This is a genomic window from Mesorhizobium sp. WSM4989 (assembly GCF_029625795.1).
In the GTDB taxonomy this organism is placed as follows: Bacteria; Pseudomonadota; Alphaproteobacteria; order Rhizobiales; family Rhizobiaceae; genus Mesorhizobium.
Genome location: NZ_JARTVN010000001.1, coordinates 2,388,004 through 2,402,079, shown reverse-complemented (window position 1 = coordinate 2,402,079; position 14,076 = coordinate 2,388,004). Strand labels below are relative to the sequence as shown.

The 14,076-nt window shown below is 64.8% G+C and carries 15 protein-coding genes and 1 tRNA gene; 6 read left to right on the top strand and 10 right to left on the bottom strand.

The genetic code is table 11. The features are described from left to right. Positions 1-11: 11 nt before the first annotated feature. The 3 genes from P9217_RS11590 to P9217_RS11580 form a co-directional block, all read right to left on the bottom strand. Positions 12-683: an LON peptidase substrate-binding domain-containing protein gene (locus tag P9217_RS11590; protein WP_067323587.1), complete on the bottom strand. Its 672-nt coding sequence runs from the start codon at positions 681-683 to the stop codon at positions 12-14. Positions 684-878: 195 nt separating this feature from the next. Further along, positions 879-1,874 carry a thioredoxin gene (gene trxA / locus P9217_RS11585; protein WP_278085975.1) on the bottom strand — a complete coding sequence of 332 codons (996 nt, stop codon included), beginning with the start codon at positions 1,872-1,874 and terminating at the stop codon, positions 879-881. An 86-nt stretch (positions 1,875-1,960) separates the two neighbouring features. Beyond that, entirely contained in the window at positions 1,961-2,458 is a 498-nt protein-coding gene (locus P9217_RS11580) for a prolyl-tRNA synthetase associated domain-containing protein (RefSeq protein ID WP_066991899.1), read from the bottom strand. Positions 2,459-2,665: 207 nt separating this feature from the next. Here P9217_RS11580 and P9217_RS11575 point away from each other — a divergent pair. After that, positions 2,666-2,740 (top strand) — tRNA-Gly (locus P9217_RS11575). A 67-nt stretch (positions 2,741-2,807) separates the two neighbouring features. Here the strand turns inward: P9217_RS11575 and P9217_RS11570 are convergent. Further along, positions 2,808-3,101, bottom strand: a complete 294-nt coding sequence (locus P9217_RS11570) for a hypothetical protein (protein ID WP_278085976.1) — start codon at positions 3,099-3,101, stop codon at positions 2,808-2,810. Positions 3,102-3,329: 228 nt separating this feature from the next. Further along, on the bottom strand, positions 3,330-3,770 hold the full coding sequence (locus P9217_RS11565) for an Lrp/AsnC family transcriptional regulator (RefSeq protein WP_066991897.1): 441 nt from the start codon (positions 3,768-3,770) through the stop codon (positions 3,330-3,332). Between the two features lie 132 nt (positions 3,771-3,902). On the opposite strand from P9217_RS11565, the gene rocF reads away from it, so the two are divergent. Both rocF and P9217_RS11555 read left to right on the top strand, forming a co-directional pair. After that, complete coding sequence (rocF, locus tag P9217_RS11560; RefSeq protein WP_278085977.1) at positions 3,903-4,835, top strand: arginase; 933 nt, start codon at positions 3,903-3,905, stop codon at positions 4,833-4,835. A 2-nt stretch (positions 4,836-4,837) separates the two neighbouring features. Next, on the top strand, positions 4,838-5,896 hold the full coding sequence (locus tag P9217_RS11555; RefSeq protein WP_278085978.1) for an ornithine cyclodeaminase: 1,059 nt from the start codon (positions 4,838-4,840) through the stop codon (positions 5,894-5,896). A gap of 169 nt (positions 5,897-6,065) precedes the next feature. Here the strand turns inward: P9217_RS11555 and P9217_RS11550 are convergent, their stop codons facing one another. The 5 genes from P9217_RS11550 to P9217_RS11530 form a co-directional block, all read right to left on the bottom strand. After that, entirely contained in the window at positions 6,066-7,067 is a 1,002-nt protein-coding gene (locus P9217_RS11550; RefSeq protein WP_127239944.1) for a substrate-binding domain-containing protein, read from the bottom strand. Between the two features lie 16 nt (positions 7,068-7,083). Next, on the bottom strand, positions 7,084-8,100 hold the full coding sequence (locus P9217_RS11545; RefSeq protein ID WP_095825133.1) for an ABC transporter permease: 1,017 nt from the start codon (positions 8,098-8,100) through the stop codon (positions 7,084-7,086). Beyond that, positions 8,097-9,599, bottom strand: coding sequence for a sugar ABC transporter ATP-binding protein (locus P9217_RS11540; protein ID WP_278085979.1), 1,503 nt, complete (start codon positions 9,597-9,599; stop codon positions 8,097-8,099). Before P9217_RS11540 ends, P9217_RS11545 begins: the two co-directional genes overlap by 4 nt. A gap of 105 nt (positions 9,600-9,704) precedes the next feature. Then, on the bottom strand, positions 9,705-10,676 hold the full coding sequence (locus P9217_RS11535; RefSeq protein ID WP_095799575.1) for a sugar ABC transporter substrate-binding protein: 972 nt from the start codon (positions 10,674-10,676) through the stop codon (positions 9,705-9,707). Between the two features lie 144 nt (positions 10,677-10,820). Then, on the bottom strand, positions 10,821-11,912 hold the full coding sequence (locus P9217_RS11530) for a helix-turn-helix domain-containing protein (RefSeq protein ID WP_066991583.1): 1,092 nt from the start codon (positions 11,910-11,912) through the stop codon (positions 10,821-10,823). 193 nt (positions 11,913-12,105) lie between these two features. Here P9217_RS11530 and P9217_RS11525 point away from each other — a divergent pair, with 193 nt between their 5' ends. The 3 genes from P9217_RS11525 to P9217_RS11515 all read left to right on the top strand — a co-directional run bounded on the left by P9217_RS11525 (position 12,106) and on the right by P9217_RS11515 (position 14,044). After that, positions 12,106-13,182, top strand: a complete 1,077-nt coding sequence (locus tag P9217_RS11525; RefSeq protein WP_278085980.1) for a class I SAM-dependent methyltransferase — start codon at positions 12,106-12,108, stop codon at positions 13,180-13,182. A gap of 114 nt (positions 13,183-13,296) precedes the next feature. Continuing rightward, positions 13,297-13,740 carry a carboxymuconolactone decarboxylase family protein gene (locus P9217_RS11520; protein ID WP_067323564.1) on the top strand — a complete coding sequence of 148 codons (444 nt, stop codon included), beginning with the start codon at positions 13,297-13,299 and terminating at the stop codon, positions 13,738-13,740. A gap of 70 nt (positions 13,741-13,810) precedes the next feature. Next, entirely contained in the window at positions 13,811-14,044 is a 234-nt protein-coding gene (locus P9217_RS11515; protein WP_127403647.1) for a hypothetical protein, read from the top strand. The last annotated feature ends 32 nt before the right edge of the window (positions 14,045-14,076 follow it).

Here is a 14,076-nt window from a genome sequence, read left to right as displayed (position 1 = left end):
AATCATTGCGCTTACTGCAGGCTCGAGCCAAAATCCTCATCCTCGCGCGCCAGCGTAATTTCGGTGATGGCGATCAGCGTCTCGGCGCGCGTCTTCAGGTCCGCCGCCTCGAGCAGGGCCTGCTTCTCGGCCGGCCCATAGGGCGCCATCATCGACAGCGCGTTGACCAGCATGGCGTTCTCGGCGCGGCTCACGCTTTCCCAGTCGGCCTCGAGGTCGTTGGCCTGCAGATAGGCGCGGAACGCCTTGAGCAGGGCAGGGCGGTCGACCTCGGCACCGGCCGGATCCTCCTCGAGATCGGCGAGGAAGGGTGCCATCCGGCATTGCCTGAACGGCGTCTTGACCGCCAGCTCATCCGTGACGCGGAAGCGGCAGACGCCTTGCAGCGAGATCAGGTAGCGCCCGTCGCCGGTCTCGGCAAGCGAGATGATGCGCCCGGCACAGCCGACGCTGCAAAGCTCGGGCTCGCCGTCGTGGCGCAACGCGCCGTCGAGGCTGGGCTGGATCATTCCGATCAACCGCGGCCCGGCCATCGCCTCATCGATCATCTCCAGGTAGCGCGGCTCGAAAATGTTGAGCGGCATGCGGCCGCCGGGCAGCAGCAGCGCCCCGGCGAGCGGAAACACCGGGATCCTCGACGGCAGATCCCTCGCGAGCCGGTAGCGGGCGTTTCCGACCTGCACCTCAACCCTCCGCCTGCGCTTCAACTCTCGAAAGCGTCGCCGGGCAGCGTATCAATCTGCGATCTCCTCTTACGCAACCCAGCCTGTTTAAACCCTCAACCGGCAGGGGCAAGCTGCTGCCGCCTATCTGGCGCAGTTGGCGCCTTGCGCAAGACCTCCTGGCAAAAGGGGCCAGCAGCAAAGCCGGCAAAAAGCTCAGGAGAACAACAGCGACGACAGCTTGCGCCGCGCCGACAGCGTCGCCTCGTCGGTCATCCCCCATGCCTCGAAGAACTTCAAGAGCTGCGCACGCGCGCCATCGTCGTTCCACGTCCGGTCGGCCCTGACGATCGCCAGCAGGTTGTCGGCGGCCTGCATCCGCTCGCCGCGCGCATTCTGCACCATCGCCAGGTCGAACCGCGCCTGGTGATCGTTCGGATTGGCGGCGAGCCGGCGTTCGAACTCGGCCGGATTGCCGAGCGCGGCGGCTTCCGCCGCGAGCGTCATCTTGGCGCGCAGCGCGGCAAGCGCCGGCGCGTCCTTCTTGTCCTCCGGCGCCCTGGCAAGCACCGCCTCGGCGCCTTGGCTGTCGCCGGCCTCGAACAGGATCTCGCCGAGCCCGGCGATGGCCTCGATGGTTTCGGGCGACTGCTCGAGGATCGCATCATAGATGTCGGCCGCGGTCTGGGTGTCGCCCGCCTCGCGCGCCTCGGCGGCCGCGGCCAGCGCTTCGGTGATCTGCGGCGCGCCGCCTCCGCCCTTGCCGCCGACCTTCTGGATGAACTGCGTGATCTGGCTTTCCGGAATGGCGCCCATGAAGCCGTCGACCGGCTGGCCGTCCTTGAAGGCGATGACCGCGGGAATCGACTGGATGCCGAGCTGGCCGGCGACCGAGGGATGGTCGTCGATGTTCATCTTGACCAGCTTGACCTTGCCGCCGGCAGCCTTGACCGCCTTTTCGAGCTGCGGCGTCAGCTGCTTGCACGGGCCGCACCAGGGCGCCCAGAAGTCGACCAGCACCGGCTGGCGGCGCGATTCCTGGATGACGTCGGCTGCGAACGTCGCGGTCGTCGTGTCCTTGACGAGATCCGTGGCCGCAGGCGCCTCGCCGAGCGAGACCTTGCCGCGGTCCGCCCCGCCATATTGCACGGATTGGGCGTACTGGCCGGCATTGCCGCCAAATGAGCCGCTGAACGGATTGTTGTCACTCATGTCGTCGCCCTTTCGGTCGCGTCGTCGCCGGCTTCGGGGGTGCGGCGCGTTATTGTCGGATTTCGGTTTCGCCATCCATGTGGCGATCAGCCCGAGACTTTCAAGATAACAGGATCGTGGCCGGTTGCCTCGACGAATTTGACGAGATCGGCAGCGGCGATGGCCGTCGTCGCTTCATTGGTCAGCGGATGGCCGTTGATGACCTCGTGGCTCATCAATTCCTGGTCCAGAACCACCTTGATCCGCCCGGCCGTGTCGTTGATCAGGCCGAAGATGGTAACCGCGCCGGGAATGACGCCGAGCAGCTCCATCAGCATTTCCGGCTTGCCGAAGGAGACGCGGCTGGCGGCGCCGATCAGGTGGTGGATCTGCTTGAGGTCCACCACGGCCTCCTCGCCGACGGTGACGAGAAAGTAATTGTCCTTCTTGTCCTTGAGGAAGAGGTTCTTGGTGTGGCCGCCCGGGATCTCTCCGCGCAGCGCCTGCGAATCGGCGACCGTGAACAAGGGCGGGTGGCGCACCGTAGAGACGGAAATGCCGAGATCGGCAAGAAATGCGTAAAGCTCGGCTTCGGTCTTCGGCATCGGTCCTCGCATCATCTGGAAAGCTTGTGCCGTTTACGGCCAACGATGCCCTTGGGGCAAGATCGCCCGCTTGAGCCAAACGAATTCGCCTGGTCGAAACGCACCCCTCGCTTTATGAAGAGCTAGCTCCAAAGACCGTCATTTCCCTGTTGCAATCGCCGCGCTCTTCGGCCATATAGGCGCGGCTTGCGGCCCAAGGCCGCGCGAGCGGGTGTAGCTCAGGGGTAGAGCACAACCTTGCCAAGGTTGGGGTCGGGCGTTCGAATCGCCTCACCCGCTCCAGTTTCCTTCAGGGGATCAAGCAAACGAAAAGCCGCGGTTTTCCGCGGCTTTTTCGCGTTTGTAGCCTTCAGAACAAGATTCCGTTCCCCGCCGTCCCCCATACCGCGGCGGCGCAGTGAACGATCCCGATCGGCAGCGCGAGCAACGGCTTGGAGCGGATCAGAAGGATATAGATCGTGAATTGGGCGCATGCCGCGAGCAACCCGGGCAAAGCGCCAGCGCCCGCCATCATCAGCAGCATCATCCAGGGGACCACGACGAAACCGGGAACGTTCGTTCCGTGCCCTGCGCCCATCGTGAAAAGCGCGATGAGGAACCCGACAAGGCCCAGGCCGACGCCGGCCGCGATTGTCTTCAGCATGACGCTGCTCTCCGCGATTTGTTGCTCGGCCCATGCTGGCCGGGCAAAATAGAGGAACGTCGCGACGGAAAGGAAGCGCCCTGCCGCCTGATCCTGACGGGTTGCCGCCTTTGCTGGAACAAATTCAGGAAAGTCCCTAACGGCTCGTCCTCCTCGCCGAAGCCTTCAGTCCGGAATTGCGCAAAAAAGGAAGTCGAGCGGTTCGGCGTTTCCATAAAACGAACCGCTCTACCCAAGCCTCGCCCTCGTCGTCCTCGGCGTCGCCAACAGCAGGCTCGTCTCGCTGCCGGTGATCCCGGGGATCAGCCGGATGCGACGCAGCACGGCGTCGAAGTCCGTGAGTGAGGCGGTGCCGAGCTCGACCACCAGGTCCCAGCGGCCGTTGGTGGTGTGGATGGTCGACACCTCGGGAAAGCCGCCGAGCGCCCTGATCACGCGGTCCGCGGCATGGCCCTCGATCTCGATCATCATCACGCCGCGTATCCTCTGGTCAACCGCGTCGGCGCGCAGCACCACCGTGTAGCCGATGATCTCACCGGACTTTTCCAGCCGCTCCATCCGCGCCCTGACCGTCGCGCGAGAGACGCCGAGATCGAGCGCAAGATCGGAGACGCTGCGCCGCGCATCGTGCCTCAGAAGCGTCACCAGTCTCTCGTCGAGCGCGTCCATTTTGACCATTTCGAGCAGCCGATATGCCCACTATGATAAATCGACCTTTTCGAAATGCCAATTTACCCTGTTCAAACCGCCAGGCAGCGGTGGTTCACTTCGGCAAATCAAACGCAAAAGCGGAAAGAAGTGATGCGCTGCAGGATCGTCGGCGCGCCGGTGCAGGACGGCGCGGGCAGGATGGGATGCGAGATGGGGCCGAGCGCGCTGCGCACCGCGGGGCTTGTCGCGGTGCTGTCGGAGCTCGGCCATGAGGTCGAGGACTGGGGCGCGGTTGAGAAGGCGGCGGCGCGCCCTGTCGCTCATGGCAATCTCGCCTTGAAGGCGCTGCCCGAAATCTCCGCCTGGACGGCGGCGATTTCCGAGACCGCCTACGCGGCTTCGAGGGATGCCATGCCGATCTTCCTCGGCGGCGACCACTCGATCTCCGCCGGCACCGTCTCCGGCGTGGCGCGCCGCGCCGCCGAACGCGGCCGGCCGCTCTTCGTGCTGTGGCTCGACGCCCACCCGGACTTCCACACGCTCGACACCACCACCAGCGGCAATCTTCACGGCGTGCCGCTCGCCTATGCCAGCGGCCGCCCCGGCTTCAACGGCTATTTCCCCGACCTGCCCGCCGCAGTCGACCCGGCCCGCGTCTGCACCATGGGCCTGCGCAGCGTCGATCCGGCCGAGCGCCGCGCGCTGAAGGACGCGGGCGTGACCGTGCATGACATGCGCGCCATCGACGAGCACGGCATCGCCCCGCTGCTGCGCGCTTTCCTGGCCAGGATCGAAGAGGCAAACGGGCTGCTGCATGTCAGCCTTGACGTCGACTTCCTCGACCCCTCGATCGCGCCGGCCGTCGGCACCACCGTGCCGGGCGGCGCCACCTTCCGCGAGGCGCATCTGGTGATGGAGATGCTCTCCGACGGCGGCCTGGTCTCCAGCCTCGACCTGGTCGAACTCAACCCGTTCCTCGACGAACGCGGCCGTACCGCGACCCTGATGGTCGACCTTACCGCCAGCCTGATGGGCCGCCGCATCATGGACCGCCCGACCCGCAGCCATTCCGGAAGCCTCTGATCATGACCCAGCCGTCCCGCCTTGCCATCGTCCCCTTCGTCAGCGTCGACCGCATGATGAAGCTTGTACTCGCCATCGGCCTCGAGCGCTTCCTCACCGAGCTTGCCGGCTATATCGAGGAGGATTTCCGCCGCTGGGAGCTGTTCGACAAGACGCCGCGCGTCGCCTCGCACAGCCATGACGGCGTCATCGAGCTGATGCCGACCAGCGACGGCCGCCTCTACGGCTTCAAATATGTCAACGGCCACCCGAAGAACATGCGCGAAGGCCGCCAGACCGTCACCGCCTTCGGCGTGCTCGCCGATGTCGGCTCCGGCTATCCGATGCTCTTGACCGAGATGACGATCCTGACGGCGCTGCGCACCGCCGCGACCTCGGCGGTTGCCGCCAAATATCTGGCACCGAAAGGGTCGCGCGCCATGGCCATCATCGGCAACGGCGCCCAGTCCGAGTTCCAGGCCGTCGCGTTCAAGGCGCTGCTCGGCATCGACCGGCTGCGGCTCTACGACATCGACCGCTCTGCTTCCGAAAAATGCGCCCGCAACCTCGCCGGCAAGGGCTTCGACATCACCATCTGTTCGACCGGGCAGGACGCGGTGGAAGGCGTCGACGTCATCACCACGGTGACCGCCGACAAGCAGTACGCCACCATCCTCACCGACAACATGGTCGGTTCCGGAGTCCACATCAACGCCGTCGGCGGCGACTGTCCCGGCAAGACCGAGCTGCACCGCGATATCCTTTTGCGCTCCGACATCTTCGTCGAGTTTCCGCCGCAGACGCGCATCGAGGGCGAGATCCAGCAGCTCGACGCCGATCATCCGGTCACCGAGCTGTGGCAGGTCATGACCGGCCAGGCCGAGGGCCGCAAGACGAAGGAGCAGATCACGCTGTTCGATTCCGTCGGCTTTGCAACGGAGGATTTTTCCGCGCTGCGCTATGTCCGCGACCAGCTCCAGGCGACCGGCCTCTACGAGGAGCTCGACCTGCTCGCCGACCCCGACGAGCCGCGCGACCTATTCGGCATGCTGCTGAGGGCCGCCATGCAACCTGCCGCGTGAGGGAATGAGCGCGTGATCTCCCCCCTTGCGGGGGAGATGGCCGGCAGGCCAGAGGGGGTCGCCTCGCGTGGAGCGCCAACCTCCATCTGCCGCAGCAGGCCGAGCCCAGTCGGACCGACCCCTCTGTCGCCTTCGGCGACATCTCCCCCTCAAGGGGGGAGATTACACGCTACTTCTGCACCGCCGCGCAGCTTTCCCTCTCCACCAGCACTGGCGCCAGCACCTCGCGGCGCGACGGCGCCTCGGGCTCGCCGACGCGCTCGAGCAGCAGGCTGACCGCCCGCGTTCCGATCTTTTCGACCGGCTGCGCGATCGTCGTCAGCGGCGGCCATGTGGTGACCGCATAGGGGATGTCGTCGAAACCGATCAGCGACATGTCGTCGGGCACCCGCAAGCCGCGCGTGCGCAACGCGGTGATGGCGCCCATGGCCATCAAATCGTTGCAGGCGAACACCGCCGTGATCTCCGGCGCCTGCGTCATCAGCCGCTCCATCGCCAGGCGTCCGCCGGCGAAATGATAGTCGGAATCGACCACCGACGAAGCGGGCAGGTCGATACCTGCCTCCGCGAGTGCCCGGGTAAAACCGCGCAGGCGGGCCGGGCTGGAGCTCGAATCGCGCGGACCGCCGATGACGCCGATTTTGCTGTGGCCGAGCCCGACCAGATGGCGCCCGGCGAGATAGCCGCCGTGATCGTGGTCGACCAGCACGGAATCGACATGGACAGAATGGATCTCGCGGTCGAGCAGCACCGCCGGCAGGGCGGCGGACAGGTGCGAGAACACCCGCGCATGGTCGGACGAACCGGCGAAGATCAGCCCGTCGATCTGCTTTGCCATCAACACCGACAGATAGCGCTCTTCCTTCTCGGCGCTGCCATCCGAGTTGCACAGGATCACCGTATAGCCGGCCACGAAGCCGGCATCCTCGATCTGGCGCGCCACGCTGGCGAAGAACGGGTTGGAATTGTCCGGGAGCAGCAGGCCGATGGTCTTGGTCTCCCCGCGTCTCAGGCTCCGCGCCAGCGAGTTCGGGCTGTAGCGCAGGGCGGTGATCGCGGCGCGCACGCGCTCGGCCGTCTCCGGCTCGACATGGCGCGTGCGGTTCATCACATGCGAGACCGTTGCGACGGACACCCCCGCATAGCGCGCGACATCGGCAATTGTGGTCATGGTTCCCTCTGACCCCCTAGCGGATCCTCCGCAACAGCCTCTCCCGATAAGCGTCTAGGATGACGGCGAGCACGATGACAAGGCCAATCACGATCGGTTTGAAATTGTCGCCGACGCCGAGCAGCTGCAGCCCGGTGCTGAGCACCTGCAGGATGCAGGCGCCGACCAGCGTGCCGATGATCGAGCCCTTGCCGCCGCTGAGGCTGGTGCCGCCGATGATGACGGCGGCGATTGCATTGAGCTCGTAGCCGACGCCGGCGATCGGGCTGCCGATGTTCAAGCGCAGCAGATAGACCATGGCCGCGATGCCGGCCGTCAGCCCGCTGATGGTGAAGGCCGCGACCTTGTAGAAGTCCGGATTGTGCCCGGAGAGGCGCACCGCCTCGTCATTGGTGCCGACGGCGAAGATCATGCGGCCGAACACGGTGAAGCGCAGCACGAACCAGCCGGCCGCGATCACCAGCACCGCGACCAGGAAGATCGACGGCAGGAAGCCGCCGATGATCAGATTGCCGAAATCGACGAAACTCTGCGGCAGGCCGGTGATGGTCGAATTGTCGCTGACCACGCGAGCGGCGCCCGCCGCCATGTTGAGCATGCCGAGCGTGACGATGAAGGAAGGGATCTTCCAGCGCGTCGAGATCCAGCCGTTGAGGAAGCCGCAGGCAGCACCGGTCGCCATGCAGGCGAGCAGCGCCAAAGTGATCGCGACGGCCGGCGACAGGCTTTCGTCGATCATGACGGTGGCGCCGACCACGGTGCAGAGCGCCAGCACCGAGCCGACCGAAAGGTCGATGCCGCCGGTGAGAATGACGAAGGTCATGCCGGCGGCGAGCACGGTGTTTATGGCGATCTGCACGAAGATCTTCAGCGCGTTGCCGGGCGTGGCGAAGTAAGGCGCTGTGAGCGAGAAGAACAGCGTGATCAGCACCAGCGCCAGAAGCACGCCGGCGTCGCGGATCAGGACGCGCAGGAACTTCGCCTTGCCGGGAGAAACAGGCGCCGACACGAGGGTTTCGGACGTCTCGCTCATGGTCGCACATACTCCTGGTAGGCGAGCGACAGGATGCGCTCCTGGTCGAATTCGGCTCGCGGCACCTCGCCGACGATTTTGTTCTTGGAAAAGACGATGATGCGGTGGCACATGCCCATCAGCTCCGGCAGGTCGGAAGACACCATGATGATGCCTTTTTGAGCCGCCGCCAGCATCCACAGAAGCTGGTAGATCTCGCGCCGCGCGCCGATGTCGACGCCGCGCGTCGGCTCGTCGAGGATCAGCGTCGAGGTGCCGCGGAACAGCCACTTGGCCAGTACCACCTTCTGCTGGTTGCCGCCCGAGAGGTTGCGCACCGCCTGCTCGATCGAGCTTGCCTTGACGCGCAGCTGGCCGATGAGATCGTTCGCTGCCGCAGCTTCGGCCCGGCGGTTGACCAGCCCGTGGCGCGACACCTTGCCGAGATCGGTGATGGTGATGTTCTTGTCCACGGCCAGATCGAGCAGCAGGCCCTGGCCTTTGCGATCCTCGGTAAGCAGGCTGAGCCCATGCCGCACGGCATCCTTGGGCGCCGTGATCGCCACCGGCTTGCCGTCGATCTCGACGACGCCGTCGAGCCTCGGATCGGCGCCGAACAGGGCCCGCATGGCTTCGGTCCGGCCGCTGCCGACCAGACCGGCCACGCCCAAGATCTCGCCGTGGCGGACGTTGAAGGAAATTTCGGGCGTCACGGCGCTGCGCTTCAGATTGGTGACGCTGAGCGCGACCTTGCCCGGCACGATCGAGGCGTCGAAGCCGAATTCGTCGGCGATGTCGCGGCCGATCATCATGCGCACGACATCCGGCACGCTGAGGCCGTGGAGGTCGCGGGTCGCGACCAGCCTGCCGTTGCGCAAGATTGTCACCCGGTCGCCGATCTCGAACACTTCGTGCAGCCGGTGCGAGATGTAGATGATGGTGACGCCCCTGGCCTTCAGCCGCTTGATGATAGCGAACAGCCGCCCGATCTCCGGCGGCGTCAGCGTCGCCGTCGGCTCGTCGAGCACCAGCAGCTTGCTGTCGTAGCTCAGCGCCTTGGCGATCTCGACCAGCTGCATCTGCGCGACGCCAAGCGCTTCGACCCGCGTCCTCGGATCGACATCGAGCCCGACTTCCTTGAGCAGCGCGACGGCGCGCCGGTTGAGCGCCTTGCGGTCGACGATGCCGAAGGCGCGGCGCGGCAGGTTTTCCAGCATCAGGTTCTCGGCGATGCTGAGATAGGGCAGTAGGTTCAGCTCCTGGTGCACGATGCGGATGCCGCTTAGCTGCGCGTCATGCGGCGTCTTCGGCTGATAGGGCTGGCCGTTGAAGGCGATCGTGCCATTGTCCGGCTGGTAAATGCCGGCCAAGAGCTTGATCAGCGTCGATTTGCCGGCGCCGTTCTCACCGAGGACGATATGCGTCTCGCCGCGCGCGAACGACAGCGAGACGTCGCTCAGCGCGACCACGCCGGGAAAGATTTTTCCTACCCCTTCAAGGGAAAGAACCACATCGTCCATGCAGCAATCCTGAATGGCGCTCATCGCCGCCGGCTGCTTGCCGGCGGCGATGATGAGACAAGCGAATGGATGGCGCCAGAGGGAGTCCCGGCGCCTGTGCTCGCCTCAGGCGGTGATCAGCTTGACGTCGGTCTTGACCCAGCCCGAGAACTTCTCGCCGGCAAGCTCGCGCAGGCCGTAGTCGATGCCCATGGCCGCCATCTGCGCGCCATACTGCTCGACCGTGGCGAGCATCTTGCCTTCCTTGAGCAGCGGGCCGACGGCCGGAATGTTGTCGAAGCCGACCACCTTGATCTGACCCGACTTGCCGGCCGCGTCGATCGCCTTGACCACGCCGAGCGCCATCGAGTCGTTCGCCGCCATCACGCCCTGGATGTCCGGGTGCTGGGTGAGGAAGTTGGTCATCAGCGTGTTGGCTTCCTCGGTCTCCCAATGCGCGGTCTTCGAATCGAGCAGGTCGAGGCCGTGCTCCTTCACCGAATCGTCGAAGCCGAGCTTGCGCTGCTTGGCGTTGTCGGCTTCCGGATTGCCTTCGAGGATGACGACCTTGCCGCCCTTGCCCAGCGCCTTGCCGAGCGCGTCGCCGGCGAGCTTGGCGCCGGCGCGGTTGTCCGGCCCGAAGAAGGCAAGGTCGATGCCGGCCTTCTTCTTGGCCTCATCGTCGAGCGCGACGTCGATGTTGATGACCTTGATGCCGGCCTTCAGCGCCTTGGCGATCGGCGTGACCATCGCCTTCGAATCGGCCGGCGCCACGACGATGATGTTGTAGTTCTGGGTGATGAAGTTCTCGATCGCATCGACTTGCGCGGCGAAATCGCGCTCGTCCTTCATGCCGACGGCGGCGAAATCGAACTTGTCCTTGTTCTTGGCCGCATAGTCCTCCGCGCCGGCCTGCATCTGCTTGAAGAACTCGTTGGCCAAAGACTTCATGACCAGGCCTACCTTCGGCTTGTCGGCCGCAAACGCCGGACCGAACGGCAGCGCAAGCGCGCCGGCCGCCAGCGCGCTTGTCTTGAGGAACCGACGACGCGAGAACGATCCCAGGTCGAGCCTGCGGGTATTTGAAACCTTGCTCATACTTTCCTCCTCCTGAATGGGCGTAATCGGTTACGTAACCGATTACGCAAAAAACTACTGCTTGTCTTCGTCGGATGTCAACACGCTCGCGGAGGAAGCGTACCCGAGCGGCCTGCCGGGCGGATATCGCAGCGTCGGCCCGGCTTAGGTCTGCCGCTGGCTATTTCCCAGCCGGAGTTCGACGCTCTCGTCGGGCAAATGCCTTTGCGCATAGGCGGGGATCTTGAACCGCTTGCGGTATGCGCCGGGCGCCAGCCCCGTCACACGTTTGAACAAGCGACGGAAGAACGCAGGCTCTTCGTACCCGACCTGCCAGCTGACGTCGTCGATTGACGCGTCGGTGCGCTCCAGTCGGCGCTTGGCGTCCTCGATCCTCAAGCGCTGTACATAGGCGATCGGGCTCAGGCCGGTCGCACTCGTGAAACGGCGTTTGAAGGTGCGCTCCGTGAGCTGGGCGCAGCGGATCATCTCTTCTATGGGATTGGCGACCGAAAATCGGGTGGCGATCAAGTCCTGCGCCGCCTGAACGGCAAGATCGCCATGATCCTTGCGACCCTCAAAGATGATGTAGGGCGCAAGACCGTCCTGATGCCACTGCAGCGCGAATGAGCGCGCCACGGCCTGGGCTGCGGTCGCGCCGGCGTGTCGGGCGATCAGGTACAACACCAGATCATGCCAGGTCATGGAAGCACCCGAGGAGATGAGCTCCTCTCGCTTGCCCGACACCACCAGCACACGATCCGGGTGGATAGGCACTTGTGGAAACGTCCGGCCGAAGTCGCCGGCGTAGCCATAATGCACGGTCGCGTCCACGCCATCGAACAGACCGGTTTCGGCAAGCAGGAAGATGCCTGAGCACGCCGAGCACAAGAGCGCGCCGCGGCCATGCATGGCGCGGAACCACTCGATCAGTTCCGGATGCAGGTCCTTTCGCCAGCCGTTCGGCCCAAGCAGGATCGAAGGAACAATGACGATGTCGGTCATATCCACCTCCGCCACACTTCGCTGAACCATGACCGGCACGCGGCTGGCCAGTTCCAGAGCGCCCGTTTCTAGGCCGACGATCTCAATCTCGAAGGGCGGAGCCTGGCGCGGCTCGCTGCCCGGCAGCGGCATTATTTTGAAGGCATTCATCACGTCGAAGATGCCCGACAACGTGGACACCACGGCCTCTGGAATGGCCACTAGACTCACGTGAAGCGGCTCGGATGCGGCAGTGGTGAAGTGACGATGCATGTCGGCTAATCCATGTCGCAGGTGCCCCAACCATAGCGCCCGGCGCGCGCGGCCGCCAGTGTCTCTCCTGACGACGGGCCAGTGGCACAAATGGCCCGATTCTGGAGAGTCGCGCTCTCCCGTTTCTTCCCTGTTCCTGCGATTCAGCCGCTGCCTCGGGGGTTGCCCGAGCGCTTGGACAGGAGACTTGGACATGGAGCATACCCACAACCATAAGATCGATCCGGCAAAACTCGATGCGCTCGTCGCGCGCGCGATCGGTGATATTTCGGCCGGCTACGGCGGAGTCATGATCAGCCTCGGCCACCGTCTCGGTCTTTACAAGACCATGGCGGGCCTCGGACCCCTCAGTGCCCGCGCGCTCGCGGGGCGGGCCGGCTGCGCCGAACGTTATGTACGCGAATGGCTCAATTCCCAAGTGGCGGGCGGCTATATCGTCTACCACCCGGTCAGCGACACCTACGAGTTGACACCCGAACAGGAAGTCGTGCTCGCCGACGAGGACAGCGCCGTCTTCATTCCCAACGCTTGGGCGGTGCCCGCTTCGATGTGGGCCGACGAAGAGAAGGCCGTAGAGGCTTTCCGCACCGGCAAGGGCATCGCCTGGGGAGATCATGACGGACGCCTGGCCTGCGGCGTGGCCGCCTTTTACCGGAACGGCTACAAGGCCAGTCTCGTCAGCGAATGGCTGCCATCCCTGGAGGGCGTCGTCGAGAAGCTCAGGACTGGTGCGCTTGTTGCCGACATCGGGTGCGGCCACGGCCATTCGACGGCGCTCATGGCAAAGGCCTTTCCGGCTTCCCGCTTCCATGGCTTCGACAATCACGAAGACTCGCTGGTAGAGGCCCGTCGCGGCGCCGCCAAGCAGAGCTTGGAAGGGCGCGTGGCGTTCGAAAAGGCGCGGGCCGACGACTACCCGGGCAGCGGCTACGATCTGATCTGCTTCTTTGATGCCCTGCATGACATGGGCGATCCTGTCGCCGCGGCAGTGCATGCATCAAAGGCGCTGGCGCCGGACGGGACGGTGATGCTGGTCGAGCCTTTCGCCAATGACCGGGTCGAGGACAACATCTCGCCGGTGGCGAGAATGTATTACGCGGCCTCCACCACCATCTGCTGCGCCCACGCTATTTCGGACGGCGGCCGCCTCGTGCTGGGCGCCCAGGCCGGCGAGGCACGGCTGGCGGAAGTGTTCCGCAAGGCCGGGTTTACCCGTTTCCGTCGTGCCTTCGAGACGCCCTTCAACTTGGTCCTCGAGGCCCGGCTCTGACCTTCGAAAGCTAACACCGGTCGGTCGCAGCGGACGACTTCCGGCCTCGCGGCGCGCAAAGGGGGCGCGGGGCGGGCGGCAATCCCTTCGATCCCAACAAACAGGAGACTGATCATGAAAAACATTCTCACAGGCATAGGCTTCGCCATCGCTATCGTACTTGCCGCACCGCTCGCCGTTGCGCAGGAACTGCCGGCGGCCGAGCAGACCTACAAGGAAATCGAGGCGACGCTCGGCATCGTGCCGAGCCATATCAAGGCCTATCCAAAGTCGGCAGTCGCCGGCGCTTGGGCGATGTTCAAGGGTCTCGAGCTTCAACCCAAGAACAACGCTCTCGAACCGAAGGTAAAGTCGCTCATCAACGTCGCGGTGGCGGCGCAGATTCCGTGCCGTTACTGCATCTGGCTGGAAACCAAGATGGCCAAGGACCGCGGCGCCACCGACGAGGAGGTCGCCGAAGCCGTGGCCCATGCCGGCTACGTCCGGCACTGGAGCGCCGTGCTGAATGGCCTGCAGATCGACTTCGAAACCTTCAAGACCGAATTTGGCGGCGACTGACGGCAGGCGGTGCCCGGCGTTTCAACCGGGCACCGCCCCTTCCTGCACGCCCCACCACATGGGAACTCTCATGGAACTGCTCATCAACGCGGCGAACATTCTTTACGTGATTGCCTACTTCACAATGGACATGCTGCGCCTGCGAATGCTCACCCTGACGGCGGCAACCTGCCTCGCAGTATACTTCTACTGCCAGCCCGTCCCGATGTTGAACGTCGTTGCATGGAACGTCTTCTTCATCGGCCTGAACGTGGTCCACATCACCCGGATCGTGCGCGAGCGGTACACTGGCGCAGCGACCTGATTGCCGGTGGCAGTGCCTCAAAGCATCGGGTG